The organism is Streptomyces yatensis, assembly GCF_018069625.1.
Classification (GTDB): domain Bacteria; phylum Actinomycetota; class Actinomycetes; order Streptomycetales; family Streptomycetaceae; genus Streptomyces; species Streptomyces yatensis.
The window spans coordinates 6178307-6201416 of record NZ_CP072941.1 but is presented as its reverse complement, the minus strand read 5'-3'; the positions used below and the strand labels follow the sequence as shown (position 1 = coordinate 6201416).

The window sequence follows — 23110 nt, the reverse complement described above, 5'->3', positions numbered from 1 at the left end:
CTACTCGCACGGGACACGGCCGCACGGGGGCGGTCGGCATCGGAGGGAACACGGGGATGCACGTATCGCTTCCTGCGAAGCGTTCGACACGAGCTGCGGTGGCCCTGCTGGCGGCGGGAGCACTCATGCTCACCGCCGCGGGCTGCGGCGGTGGCGACGGAGACACGGTCAGCGGCGGTCCGCCGCCGAACACCGTGAAGCTGCCATCTCTCAAGGGGCAGAAACTCCAGGTCACCGCGGTATGGACGGGCACCGAGCAGGAGAACTTCACCAAGGTGCTGAAGGAGTTCGAGAAACGCACCGGCGCCAAGGTCTCCTTCGTGCCCAGCGGTGACGACATGGCGGGCTTCGTCGGCTCGAAGGTCGCGGGCGGCGCCCCGCCGGATGTCGCGATGGTCGGGCAGGTCGGCGTGATGCGCGAGTTCGCCCAGAAGGGCTGGGCCAAGCCGCTCGGCGCCGAAGCCAGCGCCGAGCTGGCCAAGAACTACGCCAAGGGCTGGCAGGACCTCGGCTCGTACGAGGGCAAGCCCTACGGGGTGTATTTCAAGACCAGCAACAAATCCCTGCTCTGGTACAACACCTCCGCGTTCGACTACGCGGGCGCCAAGGTGCCGAAGACCTGGCAGGAATTCCTGGCCCAGGCCCAGCTGATCTCCGACTCCGGCACCGACGCGGTCGCGATCGGCGGCCAGGACGGCTGGACGCTCACCGACTGGTTCGAGAACGTCTATCTCTCCCAGGCCGGCGCCGAGAAGTACGACCAGCTCGCCCAGCACAAGATCAAGTGGACCGATCCGTCGGTGAAGAAGGCGCTCGAGACGCTCGCCGAGCTGTGGGGCACCAAGGGTCTGGTCGCGGGCGGCCGGAGCGGTGCGCTGCAGACCGCGTTCCCGGACTCGGTCACCAAGGCGTTCGGCAACAAGGCGGAGCCGGACGCGGGCATGGTCTTCGAGGCCGACTTCGTCGCCGCCAACGTCGCCGACGCGGGCGCGGAGCTGGACCAGGACGCGAAGGTGTTCCCGTTCCCGGCGGTGGGCGGCAAGGCACCGGTGGTGACCGGCGGCGACGTCGGCGTGGCGCTGAAGAACAGCAAGGCGGCGCAGGCGCTGCTCACCTTCCTCGCCTCCCCGGACGCCGGGACGATCTGGGCCCAGTCCGGCGGATTCATCTCGGCGAACAAAAACGTCAAGTTCAGCGCCTATCCCAATGCCTCGATGCGCAAGATCGCACAAGCGCTGATCGCGGCGGGCAATGACTTCCGGTTCGACATGTCCGACCAGGCTCCCGCCTCCTTCGGTGGCAAGCCGGCCCAGGGCGAATGGAAAGCGCTCCAGGACTTCCTCAAGAACCCGAGGAATGTCGAAGGCATCCAGCGCCAGCTGGAAGCGGATGCCGCCAAGGCGTACAAGAACTGACCACTCGACCGGGAGAACCACATCATGTCGACCGCGACAGCGGACGGCGCGGCCACACCTGGCCGGGCATCGTCCGCCCCACCGGCAAAGCGACCGAGCGCCAAGAAGAGGAAGAGCGTCATGGGCACCCGCCCCTGGCTGGCGGCGGTGTTCCTGCTGCCCGCCCTGGTGCTGCTCGGTGCCCTCGTCGTCTATCCGATCGGCTACTCCGTCTACCGGAGCTTCTTCGACGCCTCGGGCAATGGCTTCGTCGGCCTGGACAACTACCAGGAGATGTTCTCCGACGACGCCACCAAGACGGCGATCAAGAACAACATCATCTGGCTGATCCTGGCCCCCACCGTCTCCACCGCCCTGGGCCTGATCTTCGCCGTGCTCACCGAACGGGTGCGCTGGGCCACCGCCTTCAAGCTGGTCGTCTTCATGCCGATGGCGATCTCGATGCTGGCGGCGGGCATCATCTTCCGGCTGGTCTACGAGCAGGACCCGGACAAGGGCGTGGCCAACGCCATGTGGGTGAGCGTGCATGACTCCTTCAGCGAGTCGCCGCCGTTCCCCGGCGCCCATCCGCGTCCCACCGCCGGGCTGACCGAGGCGCCGGGCGGCTCGTTCACCACCCGGGACACCGTCCGCGCCGGCACCCCCGCCTCGCTGCCGCTGGTCGCGGCCAAGCGCGGGGACATCAGCGGGGCGCAGGACGCCAAGGCCGCCAAGGCCGAGCCGGGGAAGGTGACCGGCACCGTCTGGTTCGACTTCACCCGGGGCGGCGGTGGCGAGCAGGGCGCCATCGACAAGGGCGAGAAGGCGATGGCCGACCTCAAGATCGAGGCGGTCAAGGACGGCAAGGTCGTCGCCCGGACGACCTCGGCGTCGGACGGTACGTACACCCTCCCGGCCAAGGCCGAGGGCGCCCAACTGCGGCTGCCCGCCTGGAACTTCGCCCAGCCGTACAACGGCGTGGACTGGCTCGGCCCGTCCATCGTCACCCCCGCCATCATCGGGGCGTACGTCTGGATCTGGGCCGGTTTCGCGATGGTGCTGATCGCGGCGGGGCTCGCGGGGGTGCCGCGTGAGCTGATGGAGGCCGCGCGGATGGACGGCGCCACCGAGTGGCAGGTCTTCCGGCGGATCACGGTGCCGATGCTGGCGCCGGTGCTCTCGGTCGTCGTCGTCACACTGATGATCAACGTGATGAAGATCTTCGACCTGGTGTACATCATCGCGCCGGGCCCCTCGCAGGACGACGCCAACGTGCTGGCGCTCCAGCTCTTCCAGTCGTCCTTCGGCACCGATGTCAACCAGGGCCTCGGCAGCGCCATCGCCGTACTGCTGCTGTTGCTCGTGCTGCCCATCATGTTCATCAACATCCGCCGGATCCGAAGGGAGAGCCGCCGATGACCAGCGCGGACACGGTCGTACAGGCGAAGCAGTCCCTGGTCGCGCGGATCGCCGCCCGCGCCGGCGGCGGGGTGATGCGGGTCGTCCTCCTCCTGATCGGCCTGCTGTGGCTGATGCCCACCGCAGGACTGCTGCTGTCCTCCCTGCGGGACCCGGCCGAGGTGGACCTCTCGGGCTGGTGGAAGGTCTTCACCGACCCCGGGCAGCTCACCTTCAGCGGCTACGACAAGATCCTGGGCAATCAGCAGATCACCGACTCGCTGTGGACCACCCTCGCGATCACCGTCCCGGCGACCCTGCTGGTCGTGGTGATCGGCGCGCTGGCCGGTTACGCCTTCGCCTGGATGGACTTCCCCGGCCGCGACTGGTGGTTCCTCATCGTGGTCGGCCTGCTGGTGGTCCCGGTCCAGGTCGCGCTGATCCCGGTGGCCAAGCTCTTCGGTGAGATCGGCATCTTCCAGACCACCACGGGCGTGGTCCTCTTCCACACCGCCTTCGGCCTCCCCTTCGCGATCTTCCTGCTGCGGAACTTCTTCGCGGAGATCCCCCGGGAACTGCTGGAGGCGGCCCGCCTCGATGGCGCGGGCGAACTGCGCCTGTTCCTGCGCGTCGTGATGCCGCTGGGCGGCCCGGCCATCGCCTCGCTGGGCATCTTCCAGTTCCTGTGGGTCTGGAACGACATGCTGGTCGCCCTGATCTTCGCGGACAGCGGCAACCCGCCGATCACGGTCGCCCTGCAGCAGCAGGTCCGGCAGTTCGGCAACAACATCGACATCCTCGGCCCGGGCGCCTTCGTCTCGATGCTCATCCCGCTGGCGGTCTTCTTCGCCTTCCAGCGGCAGTTCGTGGCGGGCGTGATGGCGGGCGCGGTGAAGTAACACCACCCCCCGAACGACGGGCGGCCCGGCACCTCCTGGGTGCCGGGCCGCCCCCTTTTGCGGTCAGTGACAGCCGGACCGCGTCCCGGCGGTGGGTCCTTGCCCCGGCGGTGCCCGTGCCTCGGCGGTGCCCGTGCCTCGGCGTGCCCTTCAGCCGTCGCCCCAGTCCTCGAGGCCCACGTCGAGGTCACACCGATAAACTTCGGGGTGTAAGGTTACGGGGTGGAGAAGACCAGCGCGGCAGGCCCGGCCGCACCGAAACGGGCGCGCACGCGCAACCGTCGCGGCGAGGGCAGCCGCCTGCGCGAGGACATCATCTCCGCCGCCGCGGCACTGCTCGACGAGACCGGCGACGAACACGCCATCACCCTGCGGTCGGTCGCCCGCAAAGTGGGCATCGCCGCCCCGTCGATCTACCCGCACTTCCCCGACCAGCCGGCCATCATGCTGGCCGTCGTACAGCGGGAATTCGCCCAACTGGAAACCCTCCTGCGCTCCGTCGCACAGGAGGCCGGCGATGACCCACGAGAACAGCTGTATGCGGTCTGCCGGTCCTACCTCGCCTTCGCGAAGAGCCACCCCGAGCGCTACCGCACGATGTTCGGCGGCCTCTGGATGCCGACCCTGGGCGACAACTCCCTGACCGAGGAGGACCTCGTCAGCCTCGGCTCGGGGGCCATTCAGGTACTCGTCGACGTCCTCACGGACTGCGCCGCCGCAGGCCAGTGCGCCACCAGCGACCCGTCGCTCGACGCGATCACGCTGTGGCTCAGCCTGCACGGTCTCGCGCACCAGCGTGCCGTCATCCGGGCCTTCCCCTGGTCCGAGGAGAGCATCGCGGACTCCATCATCACCGGAATCACCCGGCTCAAGGACGCCTGATCACCGACCCGGGCACCACCTGATCACCACCTGGTCACCACCCCCGGGCAACGCCTGATCGCCACTCCCGGCGACCCACACACCCGCCTGGGACGACGGGTGCCGTCGCGACGGCACCCCACCCGCACGGCGCCATGCCGGTCGCACGGCGCCGAGCCCGGCGATCCCCTCTTCGAGCGCCTTCATCCCCTCCTCGGGCCGGTCCGCACCGAGCCCCGCGCCGGCCCTCTTCGTTCCGTAACCTTACAGCGCGAAGTTTACGGTCGTAGCCCCTTGCCCGCACTCGACTTACATGCGTAGCCTTACTCGCGTAAACACACAGTCGATGCCTCAAGGAGCCCCCATGAGCACGCCGGTCGCCACCCGTGCCACCGAGATCGTCCTGCCCGGCGCGGTCGAGCCGAGCGGCCTGGAGGTCCGGACCCGCGACCTTCCCGCTCCGGACACGGGCCAGGTCCTCCTGCGGATGGACGCGACCGGAGTCTGCTTCGCCGAGCAGCAGATGCGCCGCGGCAAGTACTACGACCAGCCACCGTTCCCCTTCGTGCCCGGGTACGACGTGGTGGGCACCGTCACCGCGACGGGGCCCGGCGTGGACGCCGGGATGACCGGACGCCGGTTCGCCGCGGTCACCAAGGTCGGCGCGTGGGCCAGTCATCTGCTGATCGACGCCGCGGAGTTGATGCCGGTGCCGGACGGCATGGCCGCGGCCACCGCGGAGACCGTGGTCGTCAACGGGATCACCGCCTGGCAGATGCTGCACCGGACGGCCAAGGTGCGCGCCGGCGGAACCGTGGTGGTGCTGGGCGCCAACGGCGGTGTCGGCTCCATCCTCGTGCAACTCGCCCGGCACGCCGGGATCACGGTGATCGGCACGGCCGCGGCGCGGCACCACGCAAGCGTGCGCGAACTGGGCGCGATCCCGGTCGACTACCGCGACCCGGACATGTACGACCAGATCCGGAAGATCGCACCGGACGGCGTCGACGCGGTCTTCGACCACGTCGGCGGTCCCGGAGTGGTGCAGTCGTGGCGGCTGCTGCGCCGGGGCGGAACCCTGGTCTCGTACGGCACCGCGGCGACGAAGGACGAAGAGGGCAGCTCGCAACTGCCGGTGCTGAAGCTGTTCGGGCAGCTCGCGGCATGGAACTCACTGCCCAACGGCAAGAGCGCGCACTTCTACAACTTCTGGGCGGGCCGGCGCTGCCGGACGGAATGGCGGCGCCGGCTGACCGAGGACCTCACCGAGGTACTGCGCCTCGTGGCCGACGGCGTCCTCACCCCGCGGATCGCCGCCGAGATCCCGCTGCACGAGGCCGCTTCGGCGCTGGCGCTCGCCGAGTCCCGCACCGTCATCGGAAAGGTCGTCCTCGTCCCGGGGGCCTGACCGGCGCGTTCTCGTCCCGCCCGCCTCCGACCACGACGGCCGCACGCCTCTGACCACGACGGCCGCGCGCCTCTGATCACGACGGCCGACCCGCTGATGCCGCCCCCCGCATCGCGCGGCCCACCGCCAGCCACGCACCACCCACCCAGCCCGATACGGGCAGCTTCCCGGACCACGTACGACGTGTATACGTGCCGACTCTCGGCCACCTCGGCCACCTCTGCCGGTCCGCCCGTCCGCCCGTCCGCCTCATCAGTTCACCCACCACTCCGGAGGTTCCGTCATGCCTTTCGCCACCGCCGTCCCCCAGGTCACCGCCCCGCACACCGCCGCCGCGACGCGCTCACCGGGCGAGGTCGACAACCGCGCGGCCTACATCGGCTTCGGACTCGCCTACGTGTTCGGGCACGGCTCCGCCGCGCTCTCCAAGGGCACCAGCCCGCTGCTCGATCTGCCCGGTTGGCTGCCCATGGCACTCCTCGGCGCCGGACTCGCGGCCGGCACCGTCCAGGCCACCCGCGCCGCCCTGCGCGCCCAGCGCGGCGCCGCCGGGCCGGACCTCCTGTCCGGCAAACTGCTCGGCGCCTCCTGGCTCATCGGCTTCGCCGCCCTGTTCCTCGCCATCACCGGCCTGTCGTCCGCCGTCGAGATGCCCGACCTGCAGTCCATGCTCTGGCCCACCGGATCCGGCCTCATCGTCGGCCTGCTCTACGTCAGCGAAGGCGCCGCACGCCGCAACGTCCTGCATTACGGCCTCGGCGTCTGGCTCGCGCTGACCTCCACCGCCGCGCTCTTCCTCGGCACCCCCGGCCTCTACTGGGTCCTCGCCATCGCCGGTGGGGGCGCCTACGCCGTCGCCACCGTCCTCGAACGCCGCCGCCTCGGCATCCGCTGACGCCCCACCTTGACCCACCACGTTCACCCGCCACGTTCACCCACCACGGCAAGGAGAACCCGATGATCTACCACGGCATCCGCATGAAACTCAGGAAAGGCGTCACCGCCCAGCAGATCGACGAGGCGCTGGACTGCCTCAAGGACCAGGGCCGGGCCATTCCCGCCGTGAAATCGTTCATCTTCGGCCGCGAATACAACAGCGACTTCGACTGGAGTGCGGTGTTCGCCCTGGAAGATCTGGACGCGTACTGGGAGTACCTCATCCACCCGGTGCACGTGACATCGGAACGGGTCGGCTTCCCCCTGATCGAAAGGTTCGAGAGCTTCGACATCTCCGACACCCCCCACCCCGAACTGGGCGCCAAGATCGCAGAGCTGCAGAAGCGGCACTACGAAGCCGACCCGGGGCTCGCCGAGCTGTTGTCCGGCCTCGACTCCCACACCGGCAGCAGCGCTCTTGGGCACAGCGGTTGACCCGCACCCGAGCCCCTATCTGAGCTGTGCGCACCGCATAAGTCCGCCCAATTCGGCCACACTTGGGAGCCTGAATGTCCGAAATAGGCTCTCTGCCGCACGGAACCTCCCCCGGGCACCGCCCCTCTTCCGGTGCACAGGCGCCAACTGACACCGCGCGCCGATTCGTATGCGAGGGGAACCCCGAACTTCATGAAGAACAAGCTGACCGCCGTGGCCCTTGCGGCCCTCGTCGTCGCCGGCACCGCCGCCACGGTCATCCCGGCCTCGGCCGCCACCGCCAAGGCCGCGCCGACCCGCTGCCACACCGCCGATCTGAAGGCCGGCTTCGCCATGGGGGAGGACGCGAGGCCGGAGATGGATCAGGCCGAGAAGGAAACCCAGGCGCACATCTGGTTCAGCAACAAGAGCACGCGCACCTGCACCCTGTCCGGCTTCGCCGGTGTCGACATGATCGGCGCTCAGGGGACCGACGGCACCTGGTCGCTGGCACGCTCCTCCAAGACGCCCGAGAAGATGGTCCTGGAGCCGGGAGACACGACGGACTTCAGCATCAATCTGCTCCCGGTGGCCGCGTCCACGCCGCAGAAGGAGAAGTTCGTTCCGGCGAAGTTCCTGGTCACCCCGCCGAACGAGACGGAGCACTTCACCCTGAAGTGGCCGTTCGGCGGCCAGATCCTCAAGCAGGACGGCGCCACCCACCCCGGCACCTACCTCAACCCGGTCGGCCTGTAACCAAGCCGGACCGGCCCCTCACCGCCGTCCCCGAGTCGGCCAGGGGCCGGTCCGCGTCGTCCTTCCGGGCCCGCCGGGCCCTCGTACGCGGGGGTCCGGCGGGCCACGAACTCTCCCAAAGAACCGGGACAAAGAACTCCCGCCCACCCACCCTTCCTGCTGCTCACCCGTACGAGTGACCAGCTTGCGGGCGAAGCACACCGGTCGTTACGTTCACCGCAACACAACCGCAAACAGACGACGGCCCCCGGCCGGGACTGGCATCCCGATCGAGGGCCTGACCGATCAGGAAGTAAAGGCCCTTCCCGATGGCTGAGCCGCAGTCTAACGCGCGCCCGCGCGCCGACGCCGGAGCTCCGACCTCCGGCGTGATCCACGTCCGTACCCGCCTCACCGCCGACTTCACCGTGATCGCCAACGCCCTCGCACAGCGGCGCGGAAGCGCGGTCACCATCGGCGTCGCGGCGTACATCTCCTCGCTCCCCGACGGCACACCCGTGAGCATCGCCGCACTGTGCGAGCACTTCACCGAGGGCGAGATCCTGATCTCGCGGGCGTTAAGAGAGTTGGAGTCCGCCGGCTACCTGGAGCGCCGACGCGAACGCGGACCCGGGGGCATCATCCGCACCCGGACCTACTTCTACGACGTACCGGACCGTGGCTCGCCCACCCCACCGCGCCCCCGAAAGCCCCGCCCGAACGCGGCACAAGAGGCACCCGCAGCACACACGCCCGAGCCGGAAGCCGCTGCCGACACCGGCCGCCCCGCGCCCTCACTCGCTGAGAGCGACGAGCGGGCCGTCGCCATCCTCACCTCGCTGCGCATCGCCGACCCCCGGCTGATCCTGTCCCGACGGGAGGTGGCAAGCCTCGCTCCGGCCGTTGGGCAGTGGCTCGCTGCGTGTGTGGGACCCGCGCAGATCACCAATGCGCTCACCACACGCCTCCCCGACCGCCTCCTGACCCGCCCGGCCCGCATCCTCGCCTTCCGCCTCAGCGAGCCCCCACTCCCCGTACCCACCCCGGCCGCCCCGCCCAGCCCACCGCCCGTCCTCCCCTGGCGCACCTGCAAAAGCTGCGACCGCGCCTTCCGCTCCGCAAACGGCGGCCACTGCCGCGACTGCCGAGCGGCACCCGAAAGGCCCTCCGGGGAGGATCTGCGGACGGCCTGCTGAGCGCAGGATTTCCCTGGCAAGTCTTGGCAAGTTCCTCGCTCCACTACGCAGTCACGGGCAAGCTCGGGCACAGAGAGCGTTACGGGCATCCCAGGAGGACTGCATGGCCCTGCGTAGGCTCGGTAAGGACCCGGAGAGCCCCAGTGGTGGCTCCCCCACCATCTACCTCGACGAGGAGAAGGACAACTACCTCGTGCAGGGGTGGAAGGTGGAGGACGCGGAACGACTCGGGCAGATGGACATCCCCGGCCATGAGTCGGTGGTGGAGATCCCCCGACGCATGGTGCAGTTCTTCTTGGAGGTGCAGGATGACGAGGATCCCGACGTTTGAGGAGCTGTTCCGCGACTGCCGGCGGACTGCCGTCCATCTGGAGATGCGCGACGCCTATATGAAGTCGGACCCGGCCTTCATCGATTGGAAAGCCGGTGAGGTCCTCGACCCCGCCGAGCGCTGGGCCGACTGGCACGCCATCGTCACGGAAGCGGCCTCACGAGGCGTTGAGGTCCGACGGGCCCGCGTCGTTTCGACACCTGTCAGCGAGTACATCCGCTTCGAGTACGACGTGACGAACGGACTGAACATCATTGCTGGTGAAGAGGTGCGCTGGCTCTCCCGGCGTAGCGCGTCCGACCTCGCTCTTCCAGGCAACGACTTCTGGCTGTTCGACTCCAGCCTCGTCCTCGTCAATCACTTCGACGGCGAGGGCGAGAACATGGAGGTGGAACTCGCAGAAGATCCAGAGGTGGCGAAACTGTGTGAGTCGGCCTTCGAGGCCGTGTGGAAGCGGGCTACGCCACACGCGGAGTTCGAGTTGGTCTGACGGCCTCAACAGCAGCTTCGCACCGAGATGACATCGCCATCATCGAGCGTTCAAGAAGCCCGCAAGGCGCTCGGTCAACGCCTCGGCGAAATGCGGCAAGCGGCCGGTCTCACCAAGCGAGCACTCGCCAACAGTCTAGGTTGGCATGAGTCGAAAGCTTCACGCTTCGAGAGCGGAACCCGCGCACCCTCGGAACGCGACCTTCGCAATTGGTGTTCGGCGTGTGGCACTGAGAGTGAAACAGAGGATCTCATCTCGACAGCCCGCGGAATTGAGGGCATGTATGTCGAGTGGCGCAAGATGGAACGCAATGGGCTCAAGTGGGCCCAGGAGTCCGTCCTCCCTCTCTGGGAGCGCACGCAGCGATTCCGCATTTACTCGCCGTGGCTCATTCCCGGGCCAGTGCAGACGGCTCCATACATTACCGCGCTTCTCACCTCCATTCGTAATCGCCGTGGGCTCATCGACGACGTCCCGGCGGCCGTCAAGGTGCGCGTGGAGAAGCAGCGGGTCGTCTACGGTCATCACACGTTCGCCATTCTCCTGGAAGAGAGCGCGCTCCGATATCGCATCGGGGGAACGGATGTGATGGCCGGGCAACTCGGCTATCTGCTGAGTGCAATGGCGTTTCCGTCAGTGAGCATCGGCATCATCCCCCAGGACGCGGACCGCTCAGCTCTTTGGCCCGTCGAGGGATTCTTCTTGTACGACGACAGAACAGTGAACGTCGAACTCGTCTCGGCCCATCTCACCGTTGTGCAGCGACATGAACTTGCCATGTACGCCCAGACGTTCAGCGAGCTGGCCGAAATCGCCGTCCACGGCCCGGCGGCGCGGGCAATAATAAACGCCGCCATCGAAGCTCTGGAGTGAATGTCGGGCAAGTTCCGGCACACTCGTGGAGCGTCATTCGTCCCCTCCCTAAGTTTATGAGCACGGCTGGAAAGCCGCAGCTCCGGCGGTCAGCAGCCCCCGTGCCGGTCGCTCGCCGAAACGGCAGGAACGTTACCCAGGCGGCCGGTCGGGACGGGTCCACCCGCTCTATCTCGGAAAAGGACCATCGTGACGGCGATCATCGAAGAGCCGACGGCTCTGCAAGGGCCCACCGAGTTCCTGTGGCTCGACCTCACCCGTAAGTGCCAACTCCAGTGTGGCCCGTGCTTCAACTCCTCAGGGCCCGAGGGGACGCACGGCACCATGACGCGCCAGGACTGGATCAGCGTTATCGGCCAAGCCGCCGGAGGTGGCGTCCGCCGTCTGACGATCATCGGCGGAGAGCCGACACTGCACCCGGATGGTGTTTTCCTGGTGGAGCGCGCGCTGAGCCTCGGCCTGAACGTCGAGGTCTACAGCAACCTCGTACACCTCTCCCCAGGCTGGTGGTCGCTCCTACAACGAGAGGGTGCCTCACTGGCCACGTCGTACTACTCAGACCGGGCGAAGGAGCACAACACAGTGACCGGCCGCCCCAGTCACGCCCGGACCATGGCGAACATCAGGAAGGCCGTACAACTCGGCATCCCTCTGCGCGCCGGGATCGTCGCGACCACCGGGACACAGCGAGTCGACGAGGCGCGGCGGGAGCTGGAGGCGCTCGGAGTGAAGCGCATCAGCATGGATCACGTCCGCCCCTTCGGGAGGGGCTCGAAGGGCGCGGCGCCGGACGCCTCGGGACTGTGCGGGCGGTGCGGTACCAGCAGGGCTTCCATCGGCCCGGACGGCGGCGTGTCGCCATGCGTGTTCTCCGCCGGCTGGATGGATGTCGGCAACGTCCGGGACACGCCCTTGGTCACTATCCTCGGCGGCGACGCGATGGCCGAGGCCAACACAGTCATTCGTGCGGCTACGGGCTCCGACCCCTGCGACCCGGACTCATCGAGCGGCTGCGACCCGGACAACGTCCCCGACGAGTGCTCGCCGGGCTTCCCAGGCAGTGAGTGCACCCCACGGAACTGAGCGAAGGACTCAATGAGCAACAGCCTTCCCCCGGAAGAGTTCTGGAGCCTTGTTCACCCCTACACGGGGCCCGTGACCGACGTGGAGACCGCCTCGCGCGGTTTCAGTTCGGACCTCACAGCCCTGGTCCGCTGCGGGAAGGGCCCGTTCTTCGTCAAGGCAATGCTTAACCGGCCGGGCGGGCGGCGGGACTCCCTGGTTCGAGAAGCGCTGGTCAACCCAACGGTGAAGCCGGTCGCCCCGGCTTTGCTGTGGCACGCGGAGAACGAGGGCTGGGTTGCTCTGGGGTTCGAGGTGGTGGAAGGGCGGTCGGCAGACTTCGAGCCCGGGTCACCGGATCTGCCCGCTGTGGTCGACACCTTGAACTGGATCAACGCGCTCGACCCGCCCGAGATCGCACGGGACTGGCCTGAGACCCGGTGGGACCGGTTCGCCCGCGACAAGGCGGAGGCGGATCTGTTCCGAGGCGAGGGCCTGCTTCATACGGACATCAACCCGAGCAACCTGATCGTCGGCCAGGATCGCATGTGGGCTGTGGATTGGGCCTGGCCGACGAGGGGGGCCGCGTTCATCGACGTGGCCTGCCTCGTCCTTCAGCTCATCGCGGCCGGGCACACGGCCCAGGGGGCCGAGTCCTGGGCCGCTCACTGCCAGGCATGGAGGAATGCGGACCCCGCCGCGATCGACGCGTTCGCCACCGCCACCTTCGGCATGTACCGGTCGCGGGCCAGCCGGTTCCCTGATGCCTCCTGGCTCGATGACATGGCCACAGCCGCTCGGGCGTGGGTGCTTCACCGAGGAGTGGCGCCCCGCCCGCCATCCCCGGCCCATGCCAGCTGCGACGGCTGCTCCGCAGACGCCGACGCCCACGACCTCGGCTTGGGCGCGGCCGATCGTTAGTCCAGGGCGGCCGGGCGAAGCGTCGGCCGCAGTCCGGGGGTGATCGGTCAGTCGCTGCCGGACGTGTCGGGGTGCTCCATGGCGGAGAGCCACGTCGACAGCAACGTTTCCAGCGCCGAGGCGTCCGTGGGCGTCAGGAGATCCAGCAGGCGGCGTTCGTTGCGCATGTGGTCGGCGAAGGCTCGGTCGATCAGCTCCAGCCCGGGGGTGGTCAGGGCGACGATGCGGCCTCGTTGGTCGCCGGTGGAGCGGCGGCGGGTGACGAGGCCGGCGCGCTCCAGGCGGTCGATTCTCTTGGTCATCGCGCCGGTGGTGACCATGGTGTGCACGGCGAGCTCGCCGGGGGCGCGTTCGTACGGCTCGCCCGCGCGGCGGATGGCGCACAGCACGTCGAACTCGCCCTCGCTCAAGCCGTAGCGGCTGTAGACGAGGCGGAGTTCTTCGCTGAGCCGGTCGGCCAGGCGGTGCAGTCGGCCGATCACTCCTTGCGGGGTGACGTCGATCTCGGGTCGCTCGCGGCGCCACTCGGCCTGGATCCGGGCCACATGGTCCATCGGTCGTCGGTCCTCCATGGAAGACAATATAGCTTCCATGGAAGTTATATTACCTTCCATGGAAGCTAATATGCGTTGGGTGGCGCTGACCGCGGTCGCGCCGGTGGCCTGGGGGGCCAACTACTACGTCACCCGGGAGTTCCTCCCGGCGGACCACCCGCTGTACGGGGCCGCCCTGCGGGCGCTGCCCGCGGGGCTCGCGCTGCTGGCCGTGCGGCGGCGACGGCCTCGGGGCGTGTGGTGGTGGCGGTCCGCCGTGCTGGGGCTGCTCAATGTGAGCGTGTTCTTCGTCCTGGTCTACGCCGCCTCGCAGTTGCTGCCGACGAGCGTCGCCTCGACCGTCATGGCGGTGTCCCCGCTGACGATGATGTTCATCGCATGGCCCCTGGTGGCCGAGCGGCCCCGGCCCGCGCATCTGTCCGGTGCGGTGATCGGGCTCGCCGGTGTGTGTCTCATGTTGCTCATGGGGGCGGGGGCGAGCGTGCCGGGGATCCTTGCCTCGGGGACGGCCGTGCTGGTGTCGTCCTTCGGGCACGTCCTCACCAAGCGGTGGAGCGGCAACGCCGACCTGCTCGCCTCGACCGCCTGGCAGCTCACCGCCGGAGGGCTGTTCCTGCTTCCGGTGGCCGCGGCCGTGGAGGGCGCTCCGCCCGCGCTCTCGCCATCCGTCTTCGTCGCGTTCTGCTACGTCGCCCTGGTGGCCACCGCGCTGGCCTTCACCGCCTGGTTCACCGGGCTGCGGCATCTGCCCGCGGGCACCGTGGGCCTGATCGGACTCCTCAACCCCGTGACGGGAGTGCTGCTCGGCACCGCGCTCGCCGGGGAGGCGCTGACCGTTCAGCAAATATGCGGGCTGGCCATGGTCCTGGCGGGCGTCACCCTGGGGCGCCCCACGCGCGTCCGCCGACGCGCCGGTGGTCGGGCATCCGGCGACGGGAACGTCAGCTCCCCCGGCCCACGGGAACGTCAGCTCCCCCGGCCCGCATCAGACGCCCGCCCTGGCGGCGCACACCTGTGACCCGGCCGCGGAGCGGCCTGGCCACGGCTGATCAGGCGTCGGGGCGCTCCGCGGCCGCCCGCCGCGACTCCTCCACGACGCGGTGCAGCGCCGCCACATGTCTTTCGAGGGCGGCCCGTCCGGTCGGGGTGAGGGCGAGCCAGGTTCGGGGGCGCTTGCCCACGTAGCCCTTCTTCACCTCGACATAGCCCCGGGCCTCGAGCGTGCTGACCTGCTTGGAGAGCGCGGAGGGCGACATTCCCACCGTCTCGCGCACCCAGCCGAACTCGGCCCACTCCACGCTCACCAGCAGCGACACGATCGACAGCCGCGTCGGGTCGAGCAGGGCGGCGTCGAAGTCAGCGGGATCCATGGGCGACACCGCTCATGCCGTCCTTACCGTCGCCACGCATCGCCAGGGAGTTCAGCCCCCGCTGCAGACTGCGGCCGAAGATGATGAGGGTGGCGCCGAGCACCGCACCCGCCACCGTCCCCGCGTACGGGAACAGATGGTCCGGCATGAAGAGTGCGCCGACGAACCCGAGCAGCACGATGGCGAGGATCGTGAGCTGGGACGTCCGAGCGAAGCGCGGGGAGATCTCGCTCCTGCGCACCCGGGTGGGCCGGCCCAGGAGGGCGGCGCCGCGCGGGGTGCGCAGCATCACCGCGTACGCCACGACCAGTGCGGTGACCGCAAGGGAGACCCCGGAGCGCACGCCGTCGCCGAAGAAGTCGGGTGCCGCCAGCTCGGCGAAGATCGCGAGGCCGAACACGACGCCGACCCAGCGGGATTGCCGCTCCGAGGCGCGGCCCTGGGCTCGGAGCCGCTCGATGTCGCGCAGTGCGCGGGCGGCCTCGGCGGGCGGGGGGACGGGGTCAGACATGGGGGACCTCCAGGAGCTTGCGCATGCTTCAACCGAACCAGTTTCCTGAATGGAAACTAGTTCCCCGCAGTGGAATAGTCAACCGAGAGGACAGGTCATGCACACGGAGGCGGGCGGGCCCACGGGAGCGGCCGGGCGCTGGGCCGAACGGGGGGCTTTTGCGGGGCGGTCCGCCACGTCGCCGCCCCATCTGACAGGCGTTCAGATGATGGTGTGAGGAATCATCATTGCCGCGTCGACCGATGGGATGCGCCGTGCCCCGGTTCAGCGTCATCGTGCCCGCATACGAGGTCCAGCCGTATCTGAACGACTGTCTGCGGTCCGTGCTGGAGCAGGACTTCACGGACCTGGAGCTGATCGCGGTCGACGACGCCTCCCCGGACGCCTGCGGCGCGATCATCGACGAGGCGGCGGCGTGCGACCCCCGGGTGCGGCCCGTGCACCTGCCGGAGAACGCGGGGCTCGGCCGGGCCCGGAACGCCGGGATCCGCCGGGCCACCGGTGACTATCTGCTCTTCCTCGACGGCGATGACATCCTCGCCCCCGGCTCGCTGCGCGCCATCGCCGACCGGCTGGCGCGGACCGGCGAACCACAGGTACTGGTCTTCGACTACGCACGCGTGGACTGGACGGGCGAGGCCGTGCGCAACGTCCGGGCCGAGCTGCTCCGGCAGGGCGATCCCGAGAGCGTCCGGCAGGTCTTCCGGCTCGACCAGCGGCCCGAGTTGCTGCGGCTGCTGATGGTCGCCTGGAACAAGGCGTACCGCCGGGACTTCGTCCGTAAGGAGGGCTTCGCCTTTCCGCCCGGCTTCTACGAGGACACCCCCTGGACCTTCCCCGTGCTGCTCACCGCCGACTCCATCGCCGTCCTGGACCGGGTGTGCGTCCACTACCGGCAGCGGCGGCGCGGCGGGATCCTGCGCACCACCAGCCGTCGCCACCTCGATGTGTTCGAGCAGTACGACCGGGTGTTCCGGTTTCTGGACGCCCGGCCCGGGCTGGCCCACTGGCGCCCGGCACTGTTCCAGCGGATGGTCGACCACTTCGGTGTGATCGCCGCCGCGCCGGGGCGGCTGCCGGTGCGGGCCCGGGCCGAGTTCTTCCGCCGGGCGGGCGCCCACCACCGGCGCTACCGGCCGCTCGGCGCGGCCACCCCGCCCGGCCGCGCCCGGTGGCGGGGGCTGCTGCTGCGGCTGGGCGCCCGCCGGGCGTACGAGCTGCTGCGCGGCGCCGACCGGCTGCGCCGCCGCACCGCCGACCGCGGCCGTACGGCGTACGCCAGGGCCCGCCGGGCGGCGCTGTGGCTGCACTACCGGCTGCAGCGGTGCCGGCCCGTCGATCCCGGGCTCGCCGTCTTCGCCGCGTACTGGCACCGGGGCTACGCCTGCCATCCGGCGGCCATCGAGGCGAAGGTCCGCGAGCTGGCGCCGGGGGTGCGCACCGCCTGGATCACCACCCCCGAGTACGCGCACACCCTGCCGCCCGGGGTGCGGCGGTTGCACCCCGGCTCGGCCGCGTACTGGACGGCGCTGGCCCGCGCCCGCTTCCTCGTCAACAACGTCAACTTCACCCAGGGGATGCGCAAACGGCCCGGTCAGATCCATCTCCAGACCCATCACGGCACCCCGCTCAAGCACATGGGCCTGGATCTGCGGGACCGCCCGGCCGCCGCCCGCGGCATGGACTTCGGCAAGCTGATGGAGCGGGTGGACCGCTGGGACTACAGCCTCTCCGCCAACCGCCACACCACCCTGGTCTGGGAGCGGGTCTACCCCTCCGGCTACACCACGCTCCCCTACGGCGCCCCGCGCAACGACGTCTTCCAGCACACCACCGAGGACGAGGTGGCCCGGCTGCGCGCCCGGCTGGGCATCCCCGCCGGTACCGTCGCCGTGCTGTACGCCCCGACCCACCGCGACTACCAGCGCCGCCATGTGCCGCGGCTGGATCTGGAGCGGGTGGCCCGCGCGCTGGGCCCCGGGTTCACCCTGCTGGTCAGGACGCACTACTTCCATGCCGCGACCACGGGCGTGGCGAGTTCCGGCGGGCGGGGGCTGGGCGTCCTGGGACACGGGCAGGTGCTCGACGTCCCGGGGCACGGGCGGGGGCTCGACGTATCCGGGCACCGGCAGGGGCTCGACGTCCCGGGGCACGGGCAGGGGCTCGACGTCCCTCGGCACGGGCAGGGGCTCGACGTCCCGAGGCACGGGCAGGGGCTCGACGTCCCGGGGCACGGGCAGGTGCTCGACGTCTCCGGGCACGCCCGGGTGGAGGAGCTGTGCCTGGCGGCCGACGCGCTGCTCACCGACTACTCGTCCCTCATGTTCGACTACGCCAACCTCGACCGCCCCATCGTCATCCACGCCGACGACTGGGACGCCTATCGCGCCGCCCGCGGCACCTACTTCGACATCACCGCCGCCCCGCCCGGCCCGGTCTCCCGCACCGAGGACGAGCTGATCGCCCTCTTCGCCGGAGGCGCCTGGTGCGGGGCACGCTCGGCCGCGCTGCGCGCCGCGTTCCGGGCCCGCTTCTGCCCGTACGACGACGGGCGGGCGGCCGAACGCGTGGTGCGCCGGGTCTTCCTCGGCGAGCGCCCCGCGCTGCTGCCGCCCGTCGTCCCGCTCGCCGAGCGCCGCCCCGCCCCCGCCGCCGTCCGCACCCTCCCGAACGTTCCCGCCGGTGCTGCCGGTGCTGCCGGTACTGCCGGGACTGCCGGGACTGCCAGTACTGCCGGGACTGCCAGTACTGCCGGGACTTCCGGTACTACCGGGACTGACCGGGCCGCCGAGCCCCTGGCGGCGCGGCGCGCCGGGGTGGTGTGCGCCCCATCGGCCGCCCCACCGGCCGTCACCCCCACCAACGCCCCCGCCCCCTCACTCCCCCACCGGAGCCGCCCCCACTAGCCCCCGCCAACCCCACCGGCGGCCCCCGCGCCCCACCCGCCGCGAGGACCCCGCGCCCGCCGTCCCGACGCCTCGACCCAGGACGCACGATGCCCCTCACCGCACCGCCCGCCGCCCCCCGCCCCTGGCTCGCCGACCCGCCGCCGCTGGTGCGCGGATACCGGCGAACGGTCCCGCTGCCACTGCGCCGCGCGGTCGTCGCCGTGACCGGTCCCGGGCTGCGCCGGGCGGCCATGCGGGGCCTCGGCGGGCTGTCGGCCGCCTCCGGCGCGCTGCGGCTGCGCCGGGCGCGGCGGCGGATGCGCCGGGCCGGGCTGCTGGCGGGGGGCGACCGGATGGTGATCGCGAGCCGGCGGGGCGCCCTGGTGGCGACCCTGGTCCCCTCCCCCACCCCGCTGTTCGCGCGCGGAGAGAATCTGCGGCTGGTGTGCGAGGCGCTGGACCGGGCACGGATCGACCACTTCGTGGTCCGCTGCCACAGCAACGTCGGCTCGGCCGTGGGCGTCCGGGCCGATCAGCGGGCGGAGGTGGTCAAGGCGCTGTCCGCGCTGTGTGCCGAGGAGGCCGGGTATGTCTCCCTGCCCCCGCGGCGGGGCCGGGCGGCGGCCCCGCCCCGGCTCGGCGGTACGCGACGGGCCTGGCGGCGGCTGGCCGCCGCCCCCGTGGTCCGCTTCACCCGCTTCCACGCCGGGCCGGGCGGACGGCTGGTCCTCGGCCCGGCACACGGCTGCGACATCGAGTTCTGGGAGCCCGGCGGGCAGGGCGAGGAGCGGGTGCTGATCGCGCCGCGCTTCAACCGCACCACCGCGTCGGTGCCGCTGGTGGGCGAGCCGGTCCGCGCCCCCGACCATGTGTTCACCCGGCTCGCCCCGGCCATCGGCTGGCAACCGGGGCCGCTGGTGCGCACCCGCCCGGAGTTCCTCACCCGGCTGCCGGACGAGGTCCGCTTCCCCATCGACGTGGTCTACACCTGGGTCGACGGCTCGGATCCGCAGTGGCAGCGGCGGCGGGCGGCCCTCGCGGGCGCGGGCTATCACGCCCAGGCCGCCAACGCCGCCCGCTACGCCAACCGCGACGAGCTGCGCTACTCCCTGCGCTCGCTCTATCTGTACGCCCCCTGGGTGCGCCACATCTATCTGGTGACCGACCGTCAGGTGCCCGACTGGCTCGCCGTCTCGCACCCGGGGATCACCGTCGTGGACCACCACGACATCTTCGACGACGCCAGTGTGCTGCCCACCTTCAACTCCCACGCCATCGAGACCCGGCTGCACCACATCGACGGACTCGCCGAGCACTTCCTCTACTTCAACGACGACGTCTTCCTCGGCTCACCCGTCACCCCGCAGGACTTCTTCCTGGCCAACGGCGTCTCCAAGTTCTTCCCGTCCCGCGCGCTGATCCCGCTGACCCCGGTGGGCCCCGGCGACGTCCCCGTATCGGCGGCGGGCAAGAACAACCGGGCGCTGCTGGAGAAACGGTTCGGCCCGGCCGTCACCCAGAAGATGAAGCACACCCCGCACGCCCTGCGCACCAGCGTCCTCACCGAGATCGAGAAGGAGTTCCCGGACGCGGTCCGCGCGACCATGGCCAGCCGGGTGCGGTCGACGTCGGACATCTCCGTACCGTCCTCGCTCCACCACTACTACGCCTTCCTGACCGGACGCGCGGTCCCCGCCCAGCTGCGCTACGACTACTTCGACCTGGCCCAGCCCACCATCCGCGCCCGGCTGGCCAAACTGCTGCGGGCGCGCCACTGCCAGGCGTTCTGCCTCAACGACACGGTCTCCTCCGAGCACGACCTCGAGGACCAGCTGGCTCTGGTCCGCCCCTTCCTCGACGCCTACTTCCCCCTCCCCAGCCCGCTGGAGCGGGCCGTCACCCGACAGGAGACGCGGCAGCCATGCCCCTCGCCATCACTCTTCCCCTGAACCCGGACGTCCTCGAGGCGGGCGGACCGTACCCGCGGGCGCTCAATGTGCTCAGCCGCAAACAGACCGCCGTCCAGCGGCAGTTGCGGCGCGCCGGGCTCGCGGGCTACGAGCCGACCACCCAGGCCACCTTGCTGGCCCTGGCCCAGCAGGCGCCAGCGGGCAGCGTGGTGTACGACATCGGCGCGCATATCGGGCTGTACTCGGCGCTGATCAGCGCGGTGTACGGGAACGGCGGGCGCGGGCCGCGAGCCATCGCCTTCGAGCCGACCCCGGAGACGGCCGCGCTGTGCCGCCGGATCCGGGACTGCAACCGCCTCGGCTTCGAGGTGCAGCAGACCGCGCTGGCCGCCGAACCGGGCACCGCCGAGCTGTACTTCTCCCACAAGTCGGAGTCCTCCAACTCGCTCAACCCGGCCCACCGCCGGCACACCGAGTCGGTGACGGTGCCGGTCACGACGGTCGACGCGTTCACCGGGGAGCGCGGTATCGCCCCGCATCTGATCAAGATCGATGTGGAGACGTTCGAGGCGGCCGTGTTGCGCGGATCGTACGAGACGATCCGCCGCCACCGGCCCTGGATCGTCTGCGAACTCCTGCCCGGGGCCGACCACAACGCGCTGCGCACCGCGCTCGCGCCGCTGACCGCCATGGACTACGGGCTCCACCCGATCACCCCGGAGTCGCCCTGGCACCGCTACGACGAGACGACCTACCGGTCCGCGGTGAGCGGGCAGTGCCGCGACTGGCTGCTGGCGCCGCGGCCGCTGACCCCCGCCTTCCACCGGGCGGTGCGGCGGTGGCTGATCGCGATCCTGGCGTGCGACGAGACGACGAACATCATCAGCACGGACAAGGCGTCGTTCCCCTACGGCTGGAACGCGCCGTACCGCTCGCCGCGAGGTGCGACGCGGGTGCCCCGGACGGGGCTGCTGCGGCTGGCGGGCGCGGCCGCGCTGGCCCGCCGGGCGGTGGTCCCGGCGCGGCGGGCGGTGGTCCCGGCGCGGCGGGCGCCTGGCGCGCAGGCGACGGGCAGTGGGTCGTTGCGGGGGTGAGGGGGTGGGGGCTTGTGGTGGGGGTTCGCCGGTCGCGGGTGGGCCGTGGTTCTCCCCACTCCACCCCTTCCCGATGCTCCAGACGGGTAGTTCTGGAGCATCGGCAGTGGCGGTAACGCGGCAGGTCAAAGCAGCCTCGCACCTCTTGCGCCCCCCGGAGGAGACGAATACGACGGTAGGGGTCGGCGCTGCTCGGTAGCCCGCCCGCTCCGGCCCCGCTCGGACTCGAGGCCATACCCGGCGCCACGACCGTAACCGCCGGGGTGGCCCGCGTGACGCTGATGACTCCTACCGTCAGGGCTGCCGAATCGTCCGACGGCTGAAACAATTTCGGTTCAAGGGCATTTGACAGGTTCGTAAGACTGCTCGGCGATCCAGTCCGGCCAACATCGCGATCGAAGTTATTCGCTGTCAGGTGTTGCTCGTCAAAGCGATGCCCAGAATTGGCGGCGCGGCGGTGCCGAACAAAGCAACGCCCCCGACCACAACGGGGCAGACTGAGAACATCAGTCGTACTCACGGAGCGCCGTGACCAACTGGCGACCTTCTTTCGCACCTCGTCGCATGAGTACGGCGGCAGCGGTATGCAGCTCATTCCATGAGTGCGGACGCCCCAGGGAGGAGGCATCAGGAATGCTCGCCACAGCCACCGACACGGCTTGTGTCGACTCACCCGCCCCGGCGAACGCGTGTGCCAGGCACGCGCGATACCAGGTCTTGTCACGGCGGTACTCGTCCGGCAGCGCGCCAAGACCGACCGTGAGGTGATCCACCGCCTCACGCCAGTCGCGTAGGTGCAGCGCCGCCATGCCACGTTGCAGGGTGAACCATGTCTCGTCGTAGAAGTACATCCAGACAGGCTCGGCCTCGGGGCGCTCGGACGCCCGGGTGATGAGCGCCTGCGCTTCGTCGAGGAGGCGGCGGGCGTCGTCCGCCTCACCTTCAAGCGCGTGTCCTCGGGCGGCCATCTGCGCGGCCATGCCCTGTACGCCGAGAGACGTGCCAGGGGCCGACCAGCGGGCGGCCTCGGCCAACCGTACGCACCGGGTTCCACGCCCGCCCGACCATGCCATGTGTGCCTTCATGCTGAGCGTCGTTGCGGCCATGTTGGCATCCCCGGCTTCCAGCGCCCATTCATGAGAGCGGTCGTACCACGCCAGTGCGGAGGCCGTCTGTGCCTGGTCCTGTGCCATCCACGCGAGGAACTGCGCATGTTCGGAGGCGAGCCGTACAACGCGGCCCGTCAGCCGGCCACGAGCACCCGCGTACAAGTTGACGACGGTATGGAGCTGCTGACGCATCACATCGACAAGCGGCCTTGATCCAATTCGGTCCTCAGCTCTGCGATGCTCGGCAAGCAAGCGGTCAAGCCAATCGAGGGTTGCGGCGTCCACGCGATGTGATTCGTTCACGACGCCAGTCACCCGAGTCAACAAGTCTTCGTCCGGAGCAGCTCCAGGGAGGGCCAGTCCCGCGACCGGGGCTGTGTCCATTGCGAGTTGCGCCGCTGTGGCTTGCAGATCAAGGGGAACGTTGATCCCCGCCACAATGCGTTGCCGCACCTCCACAGAGGTCACCCGGCGACGGCCCCGCTCGATGTCGGATACGTCGGGTTGAACAAGCCCGACACGTTCCCCCAGCTTCATCTGACTCAGACCGGTGAGCTTCCGGTACGTGCGGAAGACGGCGCCCCAATCTTCACTGGTGACTGCCGCTACTAGCTGGGGATGGGACCACAGGTTCTCGGGACTCTCTCCCATACCTCCAATATAGGGCGGCTCTATAGGGCCATGGGATGGGAGCGACGGAGGGTAGCCCGGAAGGGTCTTGGGGACACGAGACCCCCGCGACCGTGGCGACGGCCC

22 protein-coding genes are annotated in these 23110 nt (G+C 70.0%); 18 read left to right on the top strand and 4 right to left on the bottom strand.

Annotation, left to right across the window (positions count from 1 at the left end):
* Positions 1–56: 56 nt before the first annotated feature.
* The 14 genes from J8403_RS26035 (at position 57) to J8403_RS25970 (ending at position 12918) form a co-directional block, all read left to right on the top strand.
* Entirely contained in the window at positions 57–1415 is a 1359-nt protein-coding gene (locus J8403_RS26035; protein WP_211125272.1) for an ABC transporter substrate-binding protein, read from the top strand.
* A 24-nt stretch (positions 1416–1439) separates the two neighbouring features.
* The gene (locus J8403_RS26030) at positions 1440–2813 is read left to right on the top strand and encodes a carbohydrate ABC transporter permease (RefSeq protein ID WP_211125271.1); all 1374 of its coding nucleotides are present in this window, start codon (positions 1440–1442) and stop codon (positions 2811–2813) included.
* The gene (locus J8403_RS26025) at positions 2810–3691 is read left to right on the top strand and encodes a carbohydrate ABC transporter permease (protein ID WP_211125270.1); all 882 of its coding nucleotides are present in this window, start codon (positions 2810–2812) and stop codon (positions 3689–3691) included. The genes J8403_RS26030 and J8403_RS26025 overlap by 4 nt, the downstream gene beginning before the upstream one ends.
* Before the next feature lie 222 nt (positions 3692–3913).
* A complete protein-coding gene (locus J8403_RS26020; protein ID WP_211125269.1) occupies positions 3914–4573 on the top strand; it encodes a TetR/AcrR family transcriptional regulator in 660 nt (219 codons plus the stop codon).
* Positions 4574–4916: 343 nt separating this feature from the next.
* Complete coding sequence (locus J8403_RS26015; RefSeq protein WP_211125268.1) at positions 4917–5960, top strand: medium chain dehydrogenase/reductase family protein; 1044 nt, start codon at positions 4917–4919, stop codon at positions 5958–5960.
* Between the two features lie 283 nt (positions 5961–6243).
* Complete coding sequence (locus J8403_RS26010) at positions 6244–6855, top strand: ABC transporter permease (RefSeq protein ID WP_211125267.1); 612 nt, start codon at positions 6244–6246, stop codon at positions 6853–6855.
* 62 nt (positions 6856–6917) lie between these two features.
* The gene (locus tag J8403_RS26005) at positions 6918–7331 is read left to right on the top strand and encodes a Dabb family protein (RefSeq protein ID WP_211125266.1); all 414 of its coding nucleotides are present in this window, start codon (positions 6918–6920) and stop codon (positions 7329–7331) included.
* Positions 7332–7523: 192 nt separating this feature from the next.
* Positions 7524–8066 carry a DUF4232 domain-containing protein gene (locus J8403_RS26000; RefSeq protein WP_211125265.1) on the top strand — a complete coding sequence of 181 codons (543 nt, stop codon included), beginning with the start codon at positions 7524–7526 and terminating at the stop codon, positions 8064–8066.
* Between the two features lie 308 nt (positions 8067–8374).
* Positions 8375–9241 (top strand): hypothetical protein, encoded by an 867-nt coding sequence (locus J8403_RS25995; RefSeq protein ID WP_211125264.1) that lies wholly within the window; start codon positions 8375–8377, stop codon positions 9239–9241.
* Between the two features lie 103 nt (positions 9242–9344).
* Entirely contained in the window at positions 9345–9572 is a 228-nt protein-coding gene (locus J8403_RS25990; protein ID WP_211125263.1) for a hypothetical protein, read from the top strand.
* Positions 9550–10062: a DUF6879 family protein gene (locus J8403_RS25985; RefSeq protein WP_211125262.1), complete on the top strand. Its 513-nt coding sequence runs from the start codon at positions 9550–9552 to the stop codon at positions 10060–10062. Before J8403_RS25990 ends, J8403_RS25985 begins: the two co-directional genes overlap by 23 nt.
* A 27-nt stretch (positions 10063–10089) precedes the next feature.
* The gene (locus J8403_RS25980; RefSeq protein ID WP_211125261.1) at positions 10090–10935 is read left to right on the top strand and encodes a helix-turn-helix domain-containing protein; all 846 of its coding nucleotides are present in this window, start codon (positions 10090–10092) and stop codon (positions 10933–10935) included.
* Positions 10936–11124: 189 nt separating this feature from the next.
* On the top strand, positions 11125–12018 hold the full coding sequence (locus tag J8403_RS25975; RefSeq protein ID WP_246585991.1) for a radical SAM/SPASM domain-containing protein: 894 nt from the start codon (positions 11125–11127) through the stop codon (positions 12016–12018).
* Positions 12019–12090: 72 nt separating this feature from the next.
* Entirely contained in the window at positions 12091–12918 is an 828-nt protein-coding gene (locus J8403_RS25970; RefSeq protein WP_246585990.1) for a protein kinase family protein, read from the top strand.
* A gap of 47 nt (positions 12919–12965) precedes the next feature.
* Here J8403_RS25970 and J8403_RS25965 read toward each other — a convergent pair whose 3' ends face one another.
* Complete coding sequence (locus J8403_RS25965) at positions 12966–13490, bottom strand: MarR family winged helix-turn-helix transcriptional regulator (RefSeq protein WP_211125260.1); 525 nt, start codon at positions 13488–13490, stop codon at positions 12966–12968.
* Positions 13491–13542: 52 nt separating this feature from the next.
* Here J8403_RS25965 and J8403_RS25960 point away from each other — a divergent pair, with 52 nt between their 5' ends.
* Positions 13543–14490 (top strand): DMT family transporter, encoded by a 948-nt coding sequence (locus J8403_RS25960; RefSeq protein WP_211128433.1) that lies wholly within the window; start codon positions 13543–13545, stop codon positions 14488–14490.
* A gap of 31 nt (positions 14491–14521) precedes the next feature.
* Here the strand turns inward: J8403_RS25960 and J8403_RS25955 are convergent, their stop codons facing one another.
* Together J8403_RS25955 and J8403_RS25950 are read right to left on the bottom strand one after the other, a co-directional pair.
* The gene (locus J8403_RS25955) at positions 14522–14842 is read right to left on the bottom strand and encodes a winged helix-turn-helix domain-containing protein (protein ID WP_211125259.1); all 321 of its coding nucleotides are present in this window, start codon (positions 14840–14842) and stop codon (positions 14522–14524) included.
* Positions 14829–15353, bottom strand: a complete 525-nt coding sequence (locus J8403_RS25950) for a hypothetical protein (protein ID WP_211125258.1) — start codon at positions 15351–15353, stop codon at positions 14829–14831. Before J8403_RS25950 ends, J8403_RS25955 begins: the two co-directional genes overlap by 14 nt.
* 254 nt (positions 15354–15607) lie before the next feature.
* Between J8403_RS25950 and J8403_RS25945 the strand changes: the two genes are divergently transcribed.
* From J8403_RS25945 to J8403_RS25930, 3 genes are all read left to right on the top strand, one after another.
* Complete coding sequence (locus J8403_RS25945) at positions 15608–18259, top strand: bifunctional glycosyltransferase/CDP-glycerol:glycerophosphate glycerophosphotransferase (RefSeq protein WP_246585988.1); 2652 nt, start codon at positions 15608–15610, stop codon at positions 18257–18259.
* Positions 18260–18348: 89 nt separating this feature from the next.
* Positions 18349–20190 (top strand): stealth family protein, encoded by a 1842-nt coding sequence (locus J8403_RS25935; protein WP_211125257.1) that lies wholly within the window; start codon positions 18349–18351, stop codon positions 20188–20190.
* A complete protein-coding gene (locus J8403_RS25930; protein ID WP_211125256.1) occupies positions 20163–21245 on the top strand; it encodes an FkbM family methyltransferase in 1083 nt (360 codons plus the stop codon). Before J8403_RS25935 ends, J8403_RS25930 begins: the two co-directional genes overlap by 28 nt.
* Positions 21246–21751: 506 nt before the next feature.
* Here J8403_RS25930 and J8403_RS25925 read toward each other — a convergent pair.
* Positions 21752–23005, bottom strand: a complete 1254-nt coding sequence (locus tag J8403_RS25925; protein ID WP_211125255.1) for an NsdA family TPR-like regulatory protein — start codon at positions 23003–23005, stop codon at positions 21752–21754.
* Between the last annotated feature and the right edge of the window lie 105 nt (positions 23006–23110).